The sequence below is a fragment of the Erythrobacter sp. S267 genome (assembly GCF_057365045.1).
This window is the reverse complement of record NZ_CP200298.1, coordinates 2,647,262-2,666,962: the sequence shown is the minus strand read 5'-3', so window position 1 is coordinate 2,666,962 and position 19,701 is coordinate 2,647,262. Positions and strand designations below refer to the sequence as shown.

The 19,701-nt window shown below is 60.8% G+C and carries 17 protein-coding genes; 5 read left to right on the top strand and 12 right to left on the bottom strand.

Annotation, left to right across the window (positions count from 1 at the left end):
• Nucleotides 1-68 precede the first annotated feature (68 nt).
• Entirely contained in the window at nt 69-1,685 is a 1,617-nt protein-coding gene (locus tag AC0V6X_RS12505; protein WP_486184876.1) for an alkaline phosphatase, read from the top strand.
• A gap of 373 nt (nt 1,686-2,058) precedes the next feature.
• On the opposite strand, the gene AC0V6X_RS12500 is transcribed toward AC0V6X_RS12505, so the two are convergent.
• The 5 genes from AC0V6X_RS12500 to pabB all read right to left on the bottom strand — a co-directional run bounded on the left by AC0V6X_RS12500 (nt 2,059) and on the right by pabB (nt 6,085).
• Nucleotides 2,059-2,724, bottom strand: a complete 666-nt coding sequence (locus AC0V6X_RS12500) for a LolA family protein (protein WP_486184875.1) — start codon at nt 2,722-2,724, stop codon at nt 2,059-2,061.
• 92 nt (nt 2,725-2,816) lie between these two features.
• Nucleotides 2,817-2,984, bottom strand: a complete 168-nt coding sequence (gene rpmG / locus AC0V6X_RS12495) for a 50S ribosomal protein L33 (protein ID WP_007165948.1) — start codon at nt 2,982-2,984, stop codon at nt 2,817-2,819.
• Nucleotides 2,985-3,163: 179 nt separating this feature from the next.
• Nucleotides 3,164-3,580 carry an alternative ribosome rescue aminoacyl-tRNA hydrolase ArfB gene (gene arfB / locus AC0V6X_RS12490; protein ID WP_486184874.1) on the bottom strand — a complete coding sequence of 139 codons (417 nt, stop codon included), beginning with the start codon at nt 3,578-3,580 and terminating at the stop codon, nt 3,164-3,166.
• Nucleotides 3,573-4,265 (bottom strand): RluA family pseudouridine synthase, encoded by a 693-nt coding sequence (locus AC0V6X_RS12485; protein WP_486184873.1) that lies wholly within the window; start codon nt 4,263-4,265, stop codon nt 3,573-3,575. The genes arfB and AC0V6X_RS12485 overlap by 8 nt, the downstream gene beginning before the upstream one ends.
• Nucleotides 4,262-6,085: an aminodeoxychorismate synthase component I gene (pabB, locus tag AC0V6X_RS12480; protein ID WP_486184872.1), complete on the bottom strand. Its 1,824-nt coding sequence runs from the start codon at nt 6,083-6,085 to the stop codon at nt 4,262-4,264. Before pabB ends, AC0V6X_RS12485 begins: the two co-directional genes overlap by 4 nt.
• 123 nt (nt 6,086-6,208) lie before the next feature.
• Between pabB and AC0V6X_RS12475 the strand changes: the two genes are divergently transcribed.
• On the top strand, nt 6,209-7,783 hold the full coding sequence (locus AC0V6X_RS12475) for a helicase HerA-like domain-containing protein (protein WP_486184871.1): 1,575 nt from the start codon (nt 6,209-6,211) through the stop codon (nt 7,781-7,783).
• Here the strand turns inward: AC0V6X_RS12475 and AC0V6X_RS12470 are convergent.
• From AC0V6X_RS12470 to AC0V6X_RS12445, 6 genes are all read right to left on the bottom strand, one after another.
• Complete coding sequence (locus tag AC0V6X_RS12470; protein WP_486184870.1) at nt 7,780-9,228, bottom strand: sensor histidine kinase; 1,449 nt, start codon at nt 9,226-9,228, stop codon at nt 7,780-7,782. The genes AC0V6X_RS12475 and AC0V6X_RS12470 overlap by 4 nt on opposite strands.
• Nucleotides 9,225-9,983, bottom strand: coding sequence for a response regulator (locus tag AC0V6X_RS12465; protein ID WP_486184869.1), 759 nt, complete (start codon nt 9,981-9,983; stop codon nt 9,225-9,227). Before AC0V6X_RS12465 ends, AC0V6X_RS12470 begins: the two co-directional genes overlap by 4 nt.
• 124 nt (nt 9,984-10,107) lie before the next feature.
• The gene (locus AC0V6X_RS12460) at nt 10,108-10,794 is read right to left on the bottom strand and encodes an EF-hand domain-containing protein (RefSeq protein WP_486184868.1); all 687 of its coding nucleotides are present in this window, start codon (nt 10,792-10,794) and stop codon (nt 10,108-10,110) included.
• Nucleotides 10,795-11,089: 295 nt separating this feature from the next.
• A complete protein-coding gene (locus AC0V6X_RS12455; RefSeq protein WP_486184867.1) occupies nt 11,090-11,485 on the bottom strand; it encodes a cupin in 396 nt (131 codons plus the stop codon).
• Entirely contained in the window at nt 11,482-11,865 is a 384-nt protein-coding gene (locus AC0V6X_RS12450) for a VOC family protein (protein ID WP_486184866.1), read from the bottom strand. The genes AC0V6X_RS12455 and AC0V6X_RS12450 overlap by 4 nt, the downstream gene beginning before the upstream one ends.
• A gap of 85 nt (nt 11,866-11,950) precedes the next feature.
• Nucleotides 11,951-13,765, bottom strand: a complete 1,815-nt coding sequence (locus AC0V6X_RS12445) for an aminopeptidase P family protein (RefSeq protein ID WP_486184865.1) — start codon at nt 13,763-13,765, stop codon at nt 11,951-11,953.
• Between the two features lie 248 nt (nt 13,766-14,013).
• On the opposite strand from AC0V6X_RS12445, the gene AC0V6X_RS12440 reads away from it, so the two are divergent.
• Both AC0V6X_RS12440 and AC0V6X_RS12435 read left to right on the top strand, forming a co-directional pair.
• Entirely contained in the window at nt 14,014-16,116 is a 2,103-nt protein-coding gene (locus AC0V6X_RS12440; protein ID WP_486184864.1) for a S9 family peptidase, read from the top strand.
• Nucleotides 16,113-16,535, top strand: a complete 423-nt coding sequence (locus tag AC0V6X_RS12435) for an acyl-CoA thioesterase (protein ID WP_486184863.1) — start codon at nt 16,113-16,115, stop codon at nt 16,533-16,535. Before AC0V6X_RS12440 ends, AC0V6X_RS12435 begins: the two co-directional genes overlap by 4 nt.
• On the opposite strand, the gene AC0V6X_RS12430 is transcribed toward AC0V6X_RS12435, so the two are convergent.
• Complete coding sequence (locus AC0V6X_RS12430; RefSeq protein WP_486184862.1) at nt 16,532-18,343, bottom strand: sensor domain-containing diguanylate cyclase; 1,812 nt, start codon at nt 18,341-18,343, stop codon at nt 16,532-16,534. The two genes, AC0V6X_RS12435 and AC0V6X_RS12430, sit on opposite strands and share 4 nt — an antisense overlap.
• Before the next feature lie 265 nt (nt 18,344-18,608).
• On the opposite strand from AC0V6X_RS12430, the gene AC0V6X_RS12425 reads away from it, so the two are divergent.
• Nucleotides 18,609-19,691 carry a substrate-binding domain-containing protein gene (locus AC0V6X_RS12425; protein ID WP_486184861.1) on the top strand — a complete coding sequence of 361 codons (1,083 nt, stop codon included), beginning with the start codon at nt 18,609-18,611 and terminating at the stop codon, nt 19,689-19,691.
• The last annotated feature ends 10 nt before the right edge of the window (nt 19,692-19,701 follow it).

The following is a 19,701-nucleotide window of genomic DNA, read 5'->3' as shown; positions in this document are numbered from 1 at the left end:
ACCTTTCACTTTCCTGTCATGCACCAAGACGATAGCGACCAATGAAAGACCATTGCCGGAGACTACGCATGCGCCGCTATCATCCCATCCGCTCCTCCATCGCGCTGATCGCCTCGGCCGCGCTGCTTTCGGCCTGCACGCAAACGGTCAATTATTACGGAGAGCCCCGTTCTAACTCCGCTGTTGAAACACAACCCGCCGGGATAGAACAGGATGGCCCCAAGAATGTCATCATCCTGATCTCTGACGGGATCGGTTTCAACGGCTGGCTCGCTGCGGACTATTATGAGGGCAAGGCGGGGCAGCAAAGCTACCAAGTTGCGCGGCCTGACGGGACGATGCCGGTGGTTTACGGCATGGCGCACAGCTCGCTCAACCTGATCGATGCGGAGGGCAAAGTGCTGCCCAGCGGCTCGAAGCCCGAACTGGCTGCCGGCGTCGTCGAGCAAGGCTATGACCCGCGCACGCGCTGGAGCAAGTTCGAGAACACCTTTGTGGGCGACTTTGGCCCAGATGGAGAGAGCTACACCAGCTATACTGACAGCGCGGCTGCGGGCACGGCTCTGCTTGCGGGGCGCAAGACCGCAAATGGCCGGATCAATGTCAGCTGGAGCGGTCAGGAACGCTTTCGCACAATCGCCGAACTGGCGATGGAGCGCGAGCGCTCCGCAGGCGCCGTTGCCTCTGTCATGGCCAGCCACGCGACCCCCGCCGCGGTGATCGCGCACAACATCTCGCGCAACAATTATGCTGAGATTTTCAATGAGATGGTCGCAAGCGACCTCGACGTCATCATGGGCGGTGGACACCCGCTCTACGATGCTAGCGGGAACAAGGTGAACCCCGAGGACGAAGACACATATCGCTATGTCGGAGGCAGCGCGACTCTGGGCAAAATGACCAGCGGCGCAGGGTTAAACGGTTTTTCGTTCATCGACGCGCGCGAGGATTTCGAAGCGCTTGCCGCAGGCCAGAACGTGCCTGAGCGGGTGGTCGGCATCGCTCGTACCAACTCCACATTGCAGGCCGCTCGTGAAGGTTTGGGTAGTGCCGATACGCCCTCCGGAATGGCCTACAACCCCGATGTGCCTGATCTCGCAACCATGAGCCGTGGGGCGCTCAACGTGCTGTCTCAGGACGAGGATGGGTTCTTCCTGATGATCGAAGGTGGCGCGGTCGACTGGATGGGGCACCAGAACAATATGGAGCGCTTCATCGAAGAACAGATCGACTTCAACCGCGCGGTCGCCGAAGTGATCGACTGGGTGGAGACCAATTCGAGCTGGGATGAGACCCTGCTGATTATCACCTCCGACCACGAATGTGGCGGTATTTGGGGTGAGGGGACCTGGACCAATTCCGAAGGTGGCCCGATCGCCTCCGACCGCTCACGCGAGGCTGTTGCGGCGGCACGGTTTGATCCCAGCGTCGATACGTTCAACCAATTCCTCGCCGTGCAGGATCGCGGCAAAGGTGTGATCCCCGGCTATCAATTCGCCTCAGGCAATCACACCAATGAGCTGGTCCCACTCTGGGCGATCGGTAACGGGTCAGAGCTGTTCGCGCAGTTCACCCGCCGCGACGTGCGCGCTGCGCAGCTATGGGGCGCGCCCTATGGCTGGACTGGCGACTTCGTCGATAACACCTCGGTCTTCGCCGTGATGGATGCAGCCCTTAGGGATTAGGGCCCTTTCAGAAGCCACGAGATTTCGGGGGTTTCTAGAAACAGTCGCACTGAGACCGCAAGCGCGACTGCGCGTCCGTAGGGGTGGCGCCGAAGGCGACGGGCCCCCGGAGGAGTAGCCCAGCGCGCGGATGCGCGCGCCGGCGCTTGAGGCCCAACAAAAAGAAGCCCCAGTGCCGGGGGCGATGGCACTGGAGCTTCGGTGTTAGCGTTCGTCACGCTTTTGCAAGGCGAAAGATTGGATCGAGGGCAACAGGGGGGAAACCCTTCAATCCGCTCGCCTTGTTGAGAATGAATAGCGGCTTTCGGCTTTCACGGGAATGAATATCGATGATGCTTTGTCGTATTCCTACAACTTTTCGCGGGCGAAGCGTTCACCCCGGGCGACGAGATGTTCGGCGCGGATCGCGGAAATTGAAGGTGCTGTCAGGAACTGAGACGCCATAGCGGTGATTCGCGAGTCGCACCGTGGTCCGGTGATTCTGTGCATCGCGAGCGACCCAGTGAGTCAGCTGCAATCCGCCGGGAGCCGAGGAATTGCGCACGAAAATCAGATTGATCTCGCCAAATTCAGGCTTGTTCGGGTCTTTGACAAAGATGCTGATAACATCCGGGCTGCCGGTCGGCACCAGTGTGCCATATTGCTTCACATCGCGATTGGGATCGAGCAGCGCACCAAGCGGCGAATTTCGGATCGGCCAGCGCTCGACCTGATTTACTTCGTAATCGATGAGATAGAGCGAGCGCCCGTTGGAAACGACCAGCAGGTCTGCGTCTTCGCCATAATCAAAGCGGATCTTGCCCGGCCGCTTCAGCGTCATAGTGCCGCGCGCCATATTGCCCGCGCGGTCCGTCTGAGTGAAATCGGCGCGCATGGTCGAGATACCGCGAAGGGCTGTAACCGCGCGGTCGAGGTCAGCGCTGCTGGTTTGGGCCTGCGCAGAGGGCGCAAGCTCTCCCGAAGGCGCGGCAACACCGAGTGCAAGCGTGCCTGCAGCCGCAAAAGCGACAGCAACACGGCGAAGGGGCATAGACGTCATCATAGGCGTCCAGATAGTCTGGATGCGTTGAACTGTCGATGAATTGTGCTGTCGTGCGTCAGACATTTTATGTCAGACAGGCGCGCAAGATCTTACTTGATCTTGGCTTCCTTGAACTCGACGTGCTTTTTCGCGACCGGATCGTACTTACGGAACACCATCTTCTCGGTGATGTTGCGCGGATTCTTCTTGGTCACGTAGTAAAAGCCCGTGCCCTCGGTCGAGACGAGCTTGATCTTGACGGTTGCGGGCTTCGCCATGGCGGTTTCCTACAGATCGGGTGGGGCCGCCCCATACCTGGGACAGACCTGAAAAACAAAGAGCGGCGCTGACCCGAGTCTCGGGCACGCCGCCTCACAGACGCGCGCCTTTCGGCGATTCACGGGGAAAAGTCAAGCGCAGTTGGCTGCCGCACTGGCCAATTTCGCGCAAGGGGCGCTCACCAATCTGATCGACTGACCTTGCCGCGATTGGCCTTCACTGTCCCGCGCGCCTTCTTGGCCTTAAGCCGCTGGGTCTTGCCGACGCGATTGACGCGGGTCTTGGCGCGCTTTTTCGGCGCGCGATGGGCCTCTTTGAGCATCTTCTCCAGCCGCGCACGGGCCAATTGCCGATTCGCCTCCTGCGTGCGGTGCTGGCGCGCGGTGATGAGGAGGTCACCGGCAGCGGTCAGTTTCGACCCTGCGGCAGCCCTAAGCCGGGCAAAGACGGGCGGAGGCAGGCGCAAGGCGTAGATGTTGACTCGCAGCTGCACTTCGGTCGCGACCTTGTTAGCGTTTTGCCCACCGGGACTGGAGCCGGCGAGAAAACTCTCCTCCGCCAGAGCGTGAGCGCGGCTTAGAAGGTCTTCATCCATCGCTGTCCTGCTCAGCGGAACTGGGTTCAACCGCTCCCATTGCAAGGAAGTCGGCGGGCAGAGGTGCACGGGCCTCAATCGGAGGTTTGTTGTCGCGCGGGATCAAAAGCGAAAAGGCGTGGAGCATTGTCCGCTTGGCACCCTTGCCGCGCTGTTTCTCCGACCCGTAGATTGGATCGCCCAGCAGCGGCGCGCCAAGACCTTTATGTGCGTGAATGCGCAGCTGATGTGTGCGCCCGGTCTCCGGCGTAAAGCGAATCAGCGCATTGCCGCCCAGCTCCTGCGCCAGCTCCCAATGTGAGACCGCAGTCTTGCCCTTCTTCGCCGCGATCATCCGCCAGCCCTTCGCCTCCGAACTGATCTTGGCGAGATTGAGGCGGATTGTGCCGCTTTGCTCAGGCGGGCGGCCTGCAAGGATGGCGAGATAGGTCTTCTCAACCAGCCGATCTTCGAACGCCTTGTTGAAGCGCTTCAATGCCTTGGGATTGCGCGCCAGCAGCAGGCAGCCGCTGGTATCGGTGTCGAGCCGGTGAACCGCAACGGGGCGACGCTGAAAACCGAGCTTTAACGCGTCGAGATGATCTTCCAGACATTCACCACCGCGCTTGGGTCGGTCGACGGGGAGCCCCGCAGGCTTGTTGATGACGAGCGCTTCGCTGTCTTCGAAGAGGATCGGCAAAGTCATATCAATTCCGCTGAAAAAAGCCCTCGCACGGCATTGCCGAGCTGGAAGCCGTTGGTGAGGTCATCGAGGGTCAATTCCGCTTCGCGCGCTTGCCCCTTTTCAATCAGATATTCACGCCAGACGCCGGGCAACAGGCCTAGCGAGGCGGGCGGCGTCAGCAGCGTGCCATCGTGCTCCAAAAACAGGTTGGTGAAGGAGCCTTCGGTGACGAGGCCGTCCTCGCGCACCAAAATCGCCTCATCCGCGCCCATCTGGCGCGCGGCAGTGAGCGCCTCTTCGTAAAAGCCACGGTCGCTGGTCTTGTGCAACAATCGCCAGTCGGACGGGTCGACAGGGCAGGGTAGAGCCGCGACTTTGACAGTGCGTTCAAATGGAACGGGGAGGGGCTGGACTTCAACCGCTGTCGCTCCGCTGCGGGCGCTCAGGAGGCGCACTTTGGCGGGCTTTTCGAGCTCGAAACACAAAGCCTGGATCTGGTTGCGCGCGGCATGGCGGTCGAATTGGAAACCGAGGGTCTTGGCGCTCCGCTTCATCCGCGCCAAATGCAATTCGAGCAATGCAATCCCGGTCTCAGGATCGAACGCCATGGTCTCGATCAGGTCGCATTGCGGGGCTGTGTGATCCGCAGAGGAGCGCCGAACGAAGCCTGCTTTGACTTCGCATTCGCGCCGCTCAGACATCGGATCGCTGTCCGCCACGATGGCTGAGCCCACGCCAAGCACTGCGCTGCCTTGTTCGTTCTCGATTGGAGTAAGTCGCAGAGTTCGGATGGCCACGTTAAAGGCCGCGCCGCCGTCACTACCGATCCGACCAATCGCACCGCAATACGCCCCGCGCGCATCGCGCTCGACTTCGCCAATCAGCTCCATCGCGCGGATTTTGGGGGCACCGGTGATCGATCCGCAGGGGAACAGAGCGGAGATAAGGTCCATCGCGCCTTTTCCCGGCGCAAGCTTGGCCCGCACGCTAGAGACCATCTGGTGCACCGTGGGATAGCTCTCCACTGCGAACGGCGCATCGACGCGCACGCTGCCCGGCACCGCGACTCGGCTGAGGTCATTGCGCATCAGGTCGACGATCATCAGGTTCTCGGCCTTGTCCTTAACGCTGGTGGCGAGCTCTTCTGCCAAAGCGGCGTCTGTTTCCGCGTCGCTTGAGCGGGGACGAGTGCCCTTCATCGGCTTGGCCTTGGCGCGCCCCTCTTCATCCAGAGCAACGAACAATTCGGGCGAGAAACTCAGCAGCCAGTGCGTTCCGTCATAGATCACTCCGCCATAGCCAGCCTGCGCAGCGCCGCGCAGCTGACGATAGAGCGCCAGCGGATCGCCGCGATAGGAACCGGTCAGCGGATAGGTGAGGTTCGCCTGATAGATGTCGCCGGCATGGATCGCTTCGGACAAGGTTTCGAATGCACTCTCATAGCCACCGGGCGAGAGCTGCGGGTCGAGAGGCCCGATGCGGGCCGTCCCTTCAGCCCGAGCCGCGAGCCAGTCTGGCACATTGGCGGCTGCAATCCGCTCCGGCGGATCAAACAAGCCGAGCCACACCAACGGGCCTTGCGAGCCGCTGCGTGCATCGGCGAGGGGAAGGAGCTTTTTCTCCAGCGCCAGACCTGCTTCATATGCGATATATCCGACCAGCTCTCCGCCATTCCGCCGCGCGGCCTCTCCCGCTTCCAGCGCCGCGCGAACCTCGTTTGGGCGATGCGCCACGAACAGCTCTTTGGGCTCTGCATAGTAGAGCGCATCCGCCGCCACGCCCTCACCTGAGCGCGCATCGTCGAGCAAAACAAAAGAGGAAGGGGACGTGGCCTGACCCATGCCTGTCAGCCTTAGCCGATTGAGCTTCCAAGTCGAGCGGGAAAGCTGCCCACCGGTTGACCCGAAGCCCGGCGCGCTCCAAACGCTAGTCAAACAACAGTATTGACGGGGAACGGCAAGAAAATGAGCGACATCTTTCTGGGATTGGGCGGCAATGGAGAGAACCAGCATCTGGCGCTGAGCCGGTCGAACCGGCACGGTCTGATTGCGGGTGCGACCGGCACGGGTAAGACAGTGACGCTGCAGGGTCTTGCTGAGAGCTTTTCTGCCAATGGTGTCCCGGTCTTCGTCGCTGACGTAAAGGGCGATTTGTCCGGCATCTCGATGCCCGGCTCCCCCACGTTCAAACACGCTGACAAGCTTGAAGGCCGCGCGAAGGAACTGGGCATGGAGGACTATGCCTATTCCGACAATCCAGCGATTTTCTGGGACCTCTATGGTGAGCAAGGCCACCCGATCCGCACCACGATCACAGAGATGGGCCCGCTGCTGCTTTCCCGCCTGCTCGACTTGAACGACACACAGGAAGGTGTGCTCCAGATCGTATTCAAACATGCGGACGAGAACGGCCTGCTGCTGCTCGATTTCGGCGATCTGCAGAGCCTGCTGCAATGGGCTCATGAGAATTCCAAGGAACTCTCGGGCGTCTATGGCAATGTCTCGAAGCAATCCGTGGGCGCGATTCAGCGCCAGCTTTTAAGCTTTGAAGCGCAAGGGGCCGACCATTTCTTTGGCGAGCCCGCGTTGGAGATCGACGACTTCCTGAAAGTCGACGATCAGGGCCGCGGCTATGTCAACGTGCTCGCCGCCGACAAGCTGATGCGCAGCCCAAAGCTGTATGCGACCTTCTTGCTCTGGCTTCTCGCCGAATTGTTCGAAAGCCTGCCAGAGGTTGGCGATCCGGAGAAGCCCAAGCTCGTCTTCTTCTTTGACGAAGCGCACTTGCTGTTCGACGACGCTCCCAAGGCCTTGCAGGAGAAAATCGAGCAGGTCGTGCGTCTCATCCGTTCCAAAGGCGTCGGCGTGTTTTTCGTGACGCAAAACCCGATCGACATCCCCGAGGAGGTCGCTGGTCAACTCGGCAACCGTGTCCAGCATGCTCTGCGCGCCTTTACCAAGCGCGACCAACGCGCGATCAAGGCCGCCGCCGAGACCTTCCGCATCAATGAAGAGCTCGACGTCGAAGAGGCGATCACCGAACTGCGCGTGGGTGAGGCGTTGGTCTCCACCCTCGATGAAGAGGGTGCGCCGACGGTGGTTCAGCGCACGCTGATCAAGCCGCCGCGCTCGCGCCTTGGCCCAGTGACGGCGAAGGAGCGCGCGATCATCCAGTCGATCAGTCCGTTTGAAGGCAAGTATGATGAGCGTGTGGATCGGGAGAGCGCCGAAGAAGTGCTCGCCCAGAAAGCCGCCGACGCTGCTGAAACCGCTGTTGAGGTCGAGGAAAAGGGCTTCGAAGAAGTCGCCAAACGCTCACGCAAATCCAAATCGATGTGGGAAAAGGCCGTCTCGCGCGGGACCAAAGTTGCAGCAGGCTCTGCCGCTGGGGCTGCCGCAGCGGCCCTGCTGGGCAAGAAATCGCGCGCCAATCCGATGAAGAGCGGGCTGACTTCGGCGGCTGGCTCCATCGCAACCGACTTGGCCGGGCCGCTGGCCGGGCGATTTGTGCGCAATTTGATCGGCGGCTTGATGCGCTAGAGCGCCTTTGGCAGGCGGATTTGGGCGCTCAGGCCACCGCCAGCGCGGTTTTCCAGGACAAGACGCCCACCATGCGCTTCGACAATCGCGCGGGCGAGAGTGAGGCCTAGCCCTGCTCCCCCTGTGGCGCGGTTGCGGGATGCCTCTCCGCGCGCGAAAGGTTCGAGCATATCGGCGATACGGTCGGCGGGGATGCCGGGGCCCTCGTCCTCAACCGTGACAACCGCTTCGTCGGCATCTGCCACGACCGAAACGCGCGCCGATCCGCCATAGCGCACCGCGTTTGACACAAGGTTGCGCAAGGCGCGCTTGATCCATGTGACCTGTACGCGGGCCACCAATCGCGCGGCTTCGCCTGCGGTGACAGGCTCTCCCATGTCTTCGAATTCTTCAGCAATGCCGATGGCGAGCGCTGAGAGGTCGACTTCCTCCGCGCCATGTCCCTCCGGATTGCTCGCCCGGCCGACGCGGGCCAGCGCGAGGATATCGTCGAGCGTTGCGGTGATGTCTTCGATGCTGGCGGCCATCTTGGCGCGTTGATCCTCGTCACTGACGCTCTCGATCCGCACCCGCAAAGCGGCAAGCGGTGTCTTGAGATCGTGGCCAATCGCACCGAGCATCACGTCTTTCTCGTCCAGCAATCCCGCGATCCGCGCCTCCATCGCATTGTGCGCCGCAATCAACTGGCGGGTGTCGGCGGGGCCGGTTTCAGCAAGTTTGACAGCTTGCTCCGGACGGCGTGAGAAGTCGTCCACCCTCTGCGTCAATTGCGCCAGCGGACGGGTGATCCGGCGCAGGACGAAATAGAGAATGATGATCAGGAAGACGAAGGTCACCAGCGTCTGGAATAGGAGCACACCCAGCGCACCTTGGGGCGCCCTTGGTTCAAGGATGCGCACAGTTTCCCAACTGCCTTCTGCTTCGCGCTGAATGCTGGCTACGAACAGCCGCCGATCGTGCCATCCCGTGTTGCGCCGGAAACGGGGGCGCGTTTCGGCAAAGCGCTGCAAGACCGGATCATCGCCCGCGCGACGGATGGTGATGGCGGCTGCGTGAACAGCAATGCCTTCTTCGGTCAGAACGGCCCGTAGGCTCTCTTCCCGATCACCCTCGACAGGCAATGGCGTGATCGGAGGTTGCGGTGTGACGACGTAACGCAAAGGGCGCGGTAAGCGATCGATCTGGTTCTGCCCTTGCTGCAAGCGCGCCGGGTTCGCGCCGGGCTGCCGCAATCCCCGCGCTCTGTCACGGAAGACCCCGCTACCCTGAGCGCGCTCGGCCTCGGCGATAAGGCGGAAAGCGGCGGCAGTGATGGCGCTGCTCTCACGCCGATCCTCTCCCGCGCGGTAGAGCAGAGTAACCGCCACCACTTGCGCGACCAGCAGCGCCAGAGTGACGCTGACCATAACCTGGCCCAGCAGGCTTTTGGGAACGAGAAACCTCACGCGTGCTCCGGCGCGGGAGGTGCCCGTTTGACCGCCGCAGCCAGGCGATACCCGCCGCCGCGCACGGTCAGGATCAAGCGCGGGTCACTGGTGTCTTGTTCGATCTTGCGGCGCAAGCGGCTGACCTGATTGTCGACCGCGCGGTCGAACAGGTGAGCGGTGCGTCCCTGAACCAGATCAAGCAGCAGATCGCGGTCCATGACCTTGCGTGGATTGTCGAGCAGCGCGCGCAGCAGGCGGAATTCAGCGGTCGAGATGGGGACGGTGACGCCTTCAGGGTCAGTGAGCTTGCGCTTGAGCGGATCGAGCTCCCACCCTTCGAAGTGATAGTGCCAATCCTCAACTTGGGTTTGCGGGCTTGGCTCGCGGCTTACCCGGCGCAGGACGGTACGGATTCGGGCGACCAGTTCGCGTGGCTCGAACGGTTTGACGATGTAGTCGTCCGCGCCAAGCTCAAGCCCTACAATCCGGTCGGTCGCTTCGCTGCGCGCAGTGACGAAAATGACCGGAAGCTGGCGGGTCTCGACCAAGTGGCGACAAAAGGAGAGGCCATCTTCGCCCGGCATCATGATGTCGAGCAAGACAATATCCGGCAGCGTCTCGGTCAGGTGCGAACGCGCGGCGGCGGCGCTGTTGGCTTCGGTAACGGTAAAGCCCTGCCCGGTGAGATATTCCGCCAGCGGCTCACGCAGGGTAGGCTCGTCATCAACCAACAGAATGCGGGTTTGTTCAATCGAAGGCGCTGGGTTGTTCATAGCTCTTGCACGTTCATGGAATGAGGCGGCCCGGCGTGCAAGCATCAAGCGTGCACACCGGGCCGGGGTCGAGAGGGCGGGGTCAAATGTTGGGGCTCAGCTGTCCCGCGCCCCCTCTAATGGGTCAGTTGCTTTGTGACTGACGATCCGCGCGGCGTTGTCCGCGGCGTTCCTGACGCTCGGCCCGCCTGGCTTCGCGAGCGGCTTCGCGTTCTGCTTGCGTAATCGTGCCGGAGCCATCAGCGTCGACGCGGGCAAAGCGGGCTTCCACGGCTGCATCAAATTCAGCCTGGCTCACCACTTGGTCGCCATTGGTGTCGGCGCGGCGCAGCATGGCCTGGGCGCGGTCACCCCGGCGTCCACCGCGGCGCATTTCACCGCGCTGGCCTCGGCGGCCCTGGCGCGCTTCGCCGCGTCGTTCGCGGGCGGTGGCCATCTCTTCAGCCGAGAGGCCGCCACTGCCGTCGGTGTCGAGGCGTTCGAACATCCGTGCCTGACGCTCTGCCGCCCGCGCCTCGCGGGCAGCGGTCATTTCAGCCGGGCTGATCTCGCCATCACCGTTCGCGTCTGTCTCGGCAAAGCGAGCTTCGGCCCGGGCTGCCCGATCTTCAACGCTGATCTGGCCATCGCCATTGGCATCCATCCGGGCAAAGCGTTCCTGCGCATGGGTCTGGCTTTCCGCGAGCGAGATTTCTCCGTCGCCATTGGCATCGGCTTTCATGCCGCGCTCACTGTGATGGTTGGCAAGGGCAATTCCCGAACCACCCAGCAAAAGGGCAGCGGCGGTGAGAGTAATAGTGGTCTTACGCATCATAGAGTTCCTTCCAGCGTTGTTATCGTTTTCGTGCTGGAGCTGCGGTGCGAACACCCCGTTTGCCGGTTTGCTCAGGCTGGCCTTAGGGGGGAGGGGAAGTCCAACCAGCCATCGCGTTCACAGGGGAGAGGGGGCCGGTCATTCGGGCGTCCTCACCGCAACTCACAATCGCTGTTCTAGCGCCCCAATGTCGCAGGATTATCCCGGTCCTTTGCGACATTGTCGCGGTTTGTATCAGGAACGAAGGGTCGTTCACCTGAGTGAAAACTGGGGCAGTTTTGTCAACGCCGGCCTAGCGCGGGCGATGCTCGGTGCCTTCGCCTGCGGTGATGAAGATCGCGGTGGCGCTCTCCTCCACATCGGCTGTATGCCACACGCCCGGTTGGTTGATTGCATATTGGCCTGCTTCTAGCGTTACTTGCTCACGCGTGCCGTCCGGGAACTCCTGCGTCAAAACCATCGCGCCATGGGTGCAAATGACGACCTCCGCGCCCTTTGGATGCATCTCCCAAGAGGTCCATGGTTCATCAAAGGTGTGCTGCGAGACAAGGCGGCCCTCGGCACCGTCATCGCCGTGCCGTGCGCCATAACCTTCGTACCATTCCATCCCAGAGAATGGCGGCTGCTGAACCGCTGTTGCTCCAAGCCCTAGATGAACGAAGGCCTCGCTGATCTTGGGCGCGCTCATTGGGAAGGCGCCGTCATGCAGAAGACGTTTAGCTTGTTGCCATCAAGATCGCGGAAATAGCCAGCGTAGAAGCCATCATCGCCGCGCGGACCGGGCGCGCCTTCATCTTTGCCGCCCTTGGCAATCGCTGTGTCGTAGACGGCCTGGACCTTTTCCGGCGTCTCGACTTCCAGCGCGACCATAGTCCCATTGCCGACGGTCGCGGGCTGTTCGTCAAACGGTTTGGTCGCGGCAATTCCGGGAGCCCCGCCCATGGCGCCCCACGCAATGAAAGTTTCAAACTCCATCATCCGCCCAACTCCGAAATGCTCGGCTATTGCGTCATAGAATTCCGCCGCGCGTGGCAGGTCATTGGTTCCCAGAGTTACATAGCCGATCATGTTCGTTTTCCCTCATGCCGACCCGCGTGATTGCGACTCGGAAAGATGGAACATTAAGTGAACAAGCGGACTTGGGCAATCACCTTCAAAGTGGTGCAGTCTCCCGCTCAAGCCACGCCAGATCATCACCCTCTAGCTGCGGGGCGACGATTTCGCGCACGCGGGCGTGATAGGTGTCGAGCCAGGCAATCTCAGACGCGCTCAGCAATTCACGCTTGATTAGGCGGCGGTCGATGGGAACGAAGGTGAGGCAATCAAAGCCGAGGTAACGCCCTTCCGCACCTTCAATCTGCTTCTCGACCGTCAGGACAAGGTTTTCGATCCGAATGCCAAACTCGCCCGGCTTGTAATAACCTGGCTCATTGGAGAGGATCATGCCTTCGAACAGTTCTTGAGAGGTGCCGACCTGTCCACCGGTCGGCTTGGCAATACGCTGCGGCCCTTCGTGGACGGCGAGGAAACTGCCGACGCCGTGGCCTGTGCCATGGGCGAAGTCGACGCCCGCCTCCCACAGCGACTGCCGGGCGAGAATGTCGAGCTGGCCGCCATTGGTGCCCTGCGGGAAGATCGCCTGGTCGATCTGGATGTGCCCTTTGAGCACGCGCGTGAAGCGGTCGCGCATTTCCTCAGTCGGTTCGGAGCCCTCAGGCGTGTCGATCCACACGGTGCGCGTTATGTCGGTTGTGCCTGCGGGATATTGCCCACCGGAATCGACCAGATAGATCGAGCCGGGAGGGAGCGGGATATTGCTGTCCTCATCCACCCGGTAATGCGGAAGAGCAGCGTGGCCTGCTGCAGCAGAGATCGTGTCGAATGACGTATCCCGCAAATCGCCATGGGCGCGGCGGAATTCTTCGAGCTTCGCAGCAGCTGCGAGTTCATCCACCTCGCCCGACGGCGCAGTCACTTCGAGCCAGCGCAGAAAGCGACTGACGGCGGCTCCATCGCGGGCTTGCGCGTCGCGATGGCCTTGAACTTCTGCCGGGTTCTTCATCGCCTTGGCGAGTATCGTCGGGTCTTGTTTGAACACAAACTTCGCGCCGCCTGCGCGCAGGGCCTGCGCGATACCCACGACGCCGAAGCTGGGATCGACGCTGACCGTCTTGCCGGCATATTCGCCAAGCGCACCGACAAATTCGTCACGCCCGCGCAACGTCACAGCGTTGCCCAGATGCTGGGTCAGTTCCGGTGTGACTTTCTCCGGCGCGATGAACAGTTCGGCTGTGCCGTCTCTATGCGTGATAACATAAGAGAGCGCGACCGGCGTGTGCGCGACATCGCTGCCGCGAATGTTGAGCAGCCAGGCAATCGAATCGAGCGCCGGGACGACGACTGAGTCGCACCCATTTTCCTCCAGCCATTCAGCAATCGCCGCGCGCTTGTCGGCGGAATTGCGGCCAGCGAGTTCTTCTGCATGAGGGAAGGCCTGCGCATCAGAGGGCTCGGGCTGATCGGACCAGACTGCGTCGATCGGATTGCCTTCCGCTGGCACCATCATGATACCCGCAGGCTCAACCGCCTTCTCGAGCGCGGCAACCCAGTTCCAAGTGTGAAGCCAGGGATCGTAGGCGATCTTTGCGCCGTCTGCGCAAACCTCTTTGAGCCAGTCACCCAGCTGCTCAGAGGGGATCGAGCGGTATTCGAACAGCTTCTCATCAACCTGCTCACGCACCTGCACGGTGTAGCGGCCATCGACGAAGATCGCAGCGCGCTCCAACGTCACCGCGGCAAACCCCGCGGAGCCGCCGAAACCGGTGAGCCAACCCAGACGTTGCGCATATTCGCCGACATATTCGCTCATATGCTCATCCGAGATGGGCACGATGAACCCATCCAGATCGCGGCGCTTCAGCTCTTCACGCAGAGCTTTCAATCGGGCTTCATGGGTCTGCATCAGCATTTGGTCGGTTCCTGCTTTGGGTGCGCGCTCTTGCCGCGCAGAAATGAATCTCTAGAAGGCTTTACCACATAAGTCGCTTCCATGCGGCTTTCCACCCGACCTCCTCAATCGAAGGAACGGAAAAAGTGCTCAAAAACCGCCCAGGCCCCCGTCTCACCTTGCTCACACTAGCGCTCACGTCGATGGCCTTTGCCACCAGCGGCGCCTCTGCTGACAATCATTCCGACACTCATGAGGAAACATCCCACGTGCCAACTTCACCACCCGTCGCTGAGAAGCGCGAACACACTTACACCCATCACGGGATCACGATTTCCGATCCTTATGACTGGCTGCACGACAAGTCTTATCCGGAAATCGACGATGAAGACGTGCTAGATTACGTGCGGGCGGAGAATGCATGGTTTGAAGCCGCAATGGCTCCCCAAGCGGCGCTGACCGAAGAGCTTTTCACCGAAATGCGTGCGCGGATCAAAGAGGACGATTCGACCGTGCCGCAGCGCCGGGGCGACTATCTCTATTGGTCCGAGTTCGAGGAAGGCGCACAATATCGCAAGCATTACCGCCTGCCTGTCGGCGCGCCTGAAGGAACAGAGCCGCAGCTGATCCTCGACCAGAACCAGCTGGCAGAGGGGCTGGAATATTTCCGCCTTGGCGCGCTGTCGATCAGCAAGAGCGGCCGCTACATGGCCTATTCGACCGACACCAACGGGTCGGAGCGCTACACGGCCCGGGTCATGGACCTCGAAACCGGCGAGCATCTTCCCGATGAGATTCCCGAGCTGCGCAGCGGTCTGACCTGGGTCGCGAATGACACGGCGCTGGTCTACGGCCCCGCCAACGAAAACTGGCGCACGCTCGAGGCGCGCCTCCACGTCATCGGTACTCCGGTCGAGGATGATGTGGTGCTCTATGCTGAGGAAGACGAAAGCTTCAGCGTCGGCACTGGGCTGACCGCGCAGGAGGATTACCTCATCATTGCAGCGGGCGACAACGAGACGAGCGAAGTCCGCTTCGTCTCTGCGGCTGATCCGACCGGCGAACAAATCCTCGTCAAGCCGCGCCAGAAGGGCGTCGAATACGCTATCGATATTCGTGAAGGTGAAGTGTGGGTCTGGACCAATGACGACCACATTAATTTCCGCCTCGCCAAGGCTGACATTGCGACGCCGGGTGAGTGGGAGACTGTGATCGCAGGATCGGATGAGTTCTACCTCACCGATTTCGACCTGTTCGAAGGCTTCTTCACCACCGAAGGGCGGCTGGCTGGCTTGGACCAGATTCAAATCCGTCAATATGACGCTCCCACCGAAGCGCAGCCTATCGCCTTCCCGGAGGCGAGCTACAATGCGGGTCTCTCGAACAATCCCGAATATGACCAGACCGTCCTGCGCCTGTCCTATGAGAGCATGGTGACACCGGACTCAGTCTACGACTACGACATCGCGAGCGCTTCGCTCAACCTCCTCAAACAGCAGGAAATTCCGAGCGGTTATGACGCCAGCGCCTACGTGACTGAGCGCGTCGAAGTGCAGGCCCGTGATGGGACGATGGTTCCGGTCAGCATCGTGATGCGCAAGGACCGCGCCGAGATTTTGGCCGAGGCCGGGATCGAAGGGCCGGGACCGCTGCATCTCTATGCTTACGGTGCCTATGGCTATGCGGTGCCTCCCGGCTTCTCGACCACGCGTCTCAGCCTCGTGGATCGCGGTTTTGCCTATGCTATCGCGCATATTCGCGGCGGCGATGATCTGGGGCGGCGCTGGTATCTGCAAGGCAAGATGTTCGAGCGGACCAACACCTTCAACGATTTCGTTGATGCAGGGCGCGGCTTGATCGCGCAAGGCTACACAGCTGAAGGCATGGTCACCGCATCCGGCGGCTCGGCTGGCGGCGAGCTGATGGGCGCCGTCGTCAATCAGGACCCGTCGCAATATGGCGCCGTGGTTGCCCATGTGCCGTTTGTTGATGTTCTCAACACGATGCTGAATGCAGAGCTGCCGCTGACGCCGGGCGAATGGCAGGAATGGGGCAACCCGATCGAGAGCAAACAGGCCTTTGCCTATATCCTCTCCTACAGCCCTTACGATCAGGTCAGCGCGCAGGATTATCCTCCGATGCTCGTCACCGCCGGCCTCAATGATCCGCGCGTCACCTATTGGGAGCCCGCCAAGTGGGTCGCCAAATTGCGTGATGTGAAGACCGACGACAATGTGCTTTTGATGAAGACAAATATGGGCGCAGGCCATGGCGGACAATCAGGCCGCTGGAACTCCTTGCGTGAAACTGCAGAGGAATTCGCCTTCATCCTTTGGCAGATGGGCATGACGGAAGAGCAATCTGGCGGGTGAGCCAAGCAACTCCCAACACCTACACCAAGACCTTCGTGGCCGAGCCTGTTCACATTGACGAGCTCGGCCACGTCAACAATTCCGTCTGGGTCCAATGGATTCAGGACATGGCCACTGCCCATTGGGAGGCGGTCGCGGCTCGCGAACATCAGGAGCGCTTCTTCTGGGTCGTGATCCGGCACGAGATCGATTACCGCGGCAATATTGCCCAAGGCGAAAGCGCCGTTGGCACCACTTTCATTCCCGGCGAACCCAGGGGCGCCAAATCCATTCGCCATGTGGAGTTCAAGAGCTCCGACGGGAAGCCATTGGTCAGCGCTCAGACCACTTGGGCGATGCTGGAGCGCGAAAGCGGGCGGTTGGCGCGCGTGCGTCCAGAAGTCCTCGCGCCCTTTCGCGAAGTGGTTTCAGGAGGCTAGGCCGCGTCGGTCTTTAGGCTTGTCTTCGGCGCTTTGTTTTCGACCTCGGGCGCATCCGTGCCGAACAGGCTGAGCCGCTCATATAGCATCCGATTGCGCCCTGCCGCTTTGGCTTCATAAAGCAGCGTATCTGCACGTGAATACAGGTCGTCAAAGCTCATCAGGCCAATCGCAATGCGCGGCAGTTCCAGCACGCCCATGCTCGCTGTGACCAAGCGGTCGAGCTCGGGGATTTCGTTTGCGATCCGGCGCGGGATTGCTTGGCGCAGATGGTCGGCGCGCCGGGTCGCCTCAGGCCCTCGCAATAGGATCACGAACTCCTCACCGCCCAGACGCACTGCGACCGTATCGCGATCTCCTTCAGCAGTCAGCGCGCTCGCCGTCGCGACCAATGCGGCATCGCCAACTTGGTGGCCAAAGCGGTCATTGATGTCCTTGAAATTGTCGAGATCGACCAGCGCGAATGTGTCGAAGCCTTGCGCGCGCAGCTCTGTAAAGCGCGACTCCACCGCACGCCGGTTCATCAACCCGGTAAGGGGATCGTGGCTCGACAATTGCTCCAACATCCGGGCCTCTGTCACCGCCGCATCGCGCTCTCGACGGATCGCCAGGAAGCGGTCGGCAATAGCGAGGCTGATAACCATGACCTCAATGCCGACGGCGAGATACAGCATCTGATCGAGCTGCGATGATCCGGAGTAGAACCCCAAGCCGCGCAAAGTACGCTCAACCGAAGCCACAATGATCGGGGCCCATGCAACCGCCATAAAACGCGCCGCGCGGCTGCCGCGCCAAAGGGCCTCGACAATCGAAAAAGTGATCACCGCGATCGCAGGCATGAAGGTATAGAAATAGGCTTGGTCGTCAAAAGCCTGCGTGCTGTGCAATTGCAGGGCGAAGAAGCCGGGGACAAGGATCGTCCAGAACCCTGTGACCACAGCCAATTTGCGCATGAAGCGCGATTGTGCGTCCGGCTCCAAAAAATCGGCCAGGAACAGAGCAGAGAGCCCGCCTGCAAACGCATAAGACAGGGGCGCCATCACTGCCATGGTCCGCACCGACATGTCGGCGACGACAGAAATCAATCCGCCTGCGAACAGCACATAGATGATCATCGCGGCGACCATCATGGCATGAACGGCCACAAACCTCTCCCGCAACACAGCGGCGAAGCTGATGTCGAAGAAGAGCGGCAGGATGAGCATCCCAATGACCAGAGGAAGCAGCATCACATCGAATTGCGACCACTCGCCATCCTCAGAATTGACCGACAAGCGCGCCTCAGTCATCAGCGGAACCGAATGGGGGCGCTCAACCTTTACGATCAAAGACCGGGTGTCCCGTGTGATCTCTGGCAGAGGCAGCTCAAAGACCGGGCCGGCACCGAACGGCTTAGCCTCCGCTTCAAGGTAACGTGCTGTCCGCATAGAGCCATTCGCATCGACCGCAGCAAATGTGATGGCTTCGAAACGGGCAATACGGGTGAAGAAGAAGCGAGGAGGCTGATCCTCGGCCCAGGCGCTGTCTTCAAAGCGCAGCCATCCAGCGGGTAAATCAGCGCGAATATCCTCGCTGAACGCCATTGGATCGTCGGCCGGTGGGCATCGCCACGCCGCCCGGGACGTCATCTCAGCAAAGGTTCGATCAAGATCGCTTGCGGAATGACAGGCAGGTACAGCTGGCGCAGGGGGTTCTTGCGCGGCATTTCCAGGCGCATCGTGGTACATGCGCGCCTCTCCAGGCGCCGATACGAGCACCAGCGCTGCGGCGACAAATGCCAGCACAGAGAAGAGGGCAGACCGGACCATCCTGTGGGCCGTATCATCAACCCGTTACGACCCCCTTAAGTATGCCTCCTTTTTGAAGGCGCATTTGCTTGCCAGCACAGGAGGCTGCTTTGAGCCAATTGCCTTGGGCAAACTCGGGGGTGGGGCTGTTTTGCGACCCGCTTCGCAATTGCCGGGAATGTAGGCTAGAGTTCTGAGCGCGAGCATGGGTTGTGACCGTCAGGCGTCATCGCCCTGTCACAGACAGGGCCTAGCGTCTCGTGGGATCAAACAGCAGAGCATTCTTATGTCGAAACACACATTTTTCTTGGGTTTTTTGGGGCTTAGCGCGCTGACACTGTCAGCCTGCGACGTAGGCGGTGGCTCAGGATCGCGCGATTCCATTCGCGCTGTTGGCTCCTCAACCGTTTATCCTTTCGCCAAGAAAGTGTCGGAGAGTTTTGCCCGCTCCAATCCCGACTACAAATCGGCGCTGATCGAGCAGACCGGCTCGGGCAATGGGATCCAATTGTTCTGCTCTGGCCTTGGTGCCGATACGCCTGACATGGTCAACGCCTCACGCCGTTTGAAGCTGTCTGAGTATGACCGCTGTGTCAGCAATGGCGTGACAGACATCATCGAACTCCAAGTTGGGCTGGACGGCATCGCCTTCGCTTCAGCCAAAGACGGTATCCGCCTCAATCTGTCTCCGAAGATAGTCTACGAAGCCCTCGCCGCACGGCCCTATGGTGAGGAGCAGACGAACGAGCTGTGGTCCGATGTCGACCCTTCGCTGCCCGCGCAGCCGATCCTTGTCTACGGCCCGCCATCAACCTCGGGCACGCGTGACGCTTTGAAAGAGCTGGTTCTGGAGGTGGGCTGCGACAGCAATCCGGCGATGGAAGCTCTCAAAGACGAAGATGAGGACGCGCATCAAAAGGTCTGCACTGAAGTCCGCTCTGATGGCGCCTATATTGACCAGGGCGAGCAGGACAATCTGATCGTCCAGAAGATTGAGATCAATCCAGGCGTGGTCGGCATTTTCGGCTTCTCCTATCTCGACGAGAACGCCGATAAGGTGACAGGCCTGCCCATGAATGGGGTCGACCCGACCTACGCAAACATTTCCAACTTCTCCTATCCCGGCGCGCGTCCGCTCTATGTCTATGTGAAGAAGGCACATATGCGGGCGATACCGGGCCTAGACCTGTTTCTGGCCGAGTGGATCAAGAACTGGACCGTTGACGGCCCGCTTGCAGCCATCGGTCTGGTCGCCTCGCCGCCTGCTGAGATGGCTGAGAACGAACGCCGGATCACGCAGCAGATCACGATGACGCGTGAAGATATCACGGGAGAAGTGGCCGAGCCTCAGACCGCAGCAGCGCAATAGCCCGCGCTGC

Excerpts from the sequence above, each read along its gene's own strand:
- AC0V6X_RS12505 (WP_486184876.1), top strand. The coding sequence starts at position 69 with ATGCGCCGCTATCATCCCATCCGCTCCTCCATCGCGCTGATCGCCTCG.
- AC0V6X_RS12500 (WP_486184875.1), bottom strand. The coding sequence starts at position 2,724 with ATGACGTCTATGCCCCTTCGCCGTGTTGCTGTCGCTTTTGCGGCTGCA.
- rpmG (WP_007165948.1), bottom strand. The coding sequence starts at position 2,984 with ATGGCGAAGCCCGCAACCGTCAAGATCAAGCTCGTCTCGACCGAGGGC.
- arfB (WP_486184874.1), bottom strand. The coding sequence starts at position 3,580 with ATGGATGAAGACCTTCTAAGCCGCGCTCACGCTCTGGCGGAGGAGAGT.
- AC0V6X_RS12485 (WP_486184873.1), bottom strand. The coding sequence starts at position 4,265 with ATGACTTTGCCGATCCTCTTCGAAGACAGCGAAGCGCTCGTCATCAAC.
- pabB (WP_486184872.1), bottom strand. The coding sequence starts at position 6,085 with ATGGGTCAGGCCACGTCCCCTTCCTCTTTTGTTTTGCTCGACGATGCG.
- AC0V6X_RS12475 (WP_486184871.1), top strand. The coding sequence starts at position 6,209 with ATGAGCGACATCTTTCTGGGATTGGGCGGCAATGGAGAGAACCAGCAT.
- AC0V6X_RS12465 (WP_486184869.1), bottom strand. The coding sequence starts at position 9,983 with ATGAACAACCCAGCGCCTTCGATTGAACAAACCCGCATTCTGTTGGTT.
- AC0V6X_RS12460 (WP_486184868.1), bottom strand. The coding sequence starts at position 10,794 with ATGCGTAAGACCACTATTACTCTCACCGCCGCTGCCCTTTTGCTGGGT.
- AC0V6X_RS12455 (WP_486184867.1), bottom strand. The coding sequence starts at position 11,485 with ATGAGCGCGCCCAAGATCAGCGAGGCCTTCGTTCATCTAGGGCTTGGA.
- AC0V6X_RS12450 (WP_486184866.1), bottom strand. The coding sequence starts at position 11,865 with ATGATCGGCTATGTAACTCTGGGAACCAATGACCTGCCACGCGCGGCG.
- AC0V6X_RS12445 (WP_486184865.1), bottom strand. The coding sequence starts at position 13,765 with ATGCTGATGCAGACCCATGAAGCCCGATTGAAAGCTCTGCGTGAAGAG.
- AC0V6X_RS12430 (WP_486184862.1), bottom strand. The coding sequence starts at position 18,343 with ATGGTCCGGTCTGCCCTCTTCTCTGTGCTGGCATTTGTCGCCGCAGCG.
- AC0V6X_RS12425 (WP_486184861.1), top strand. The coding sequence starts at position 18,609 with ATGTCGAAACACACATTTTTCTTGGGTTTTTTGGGGCTTAGCGCGCTG.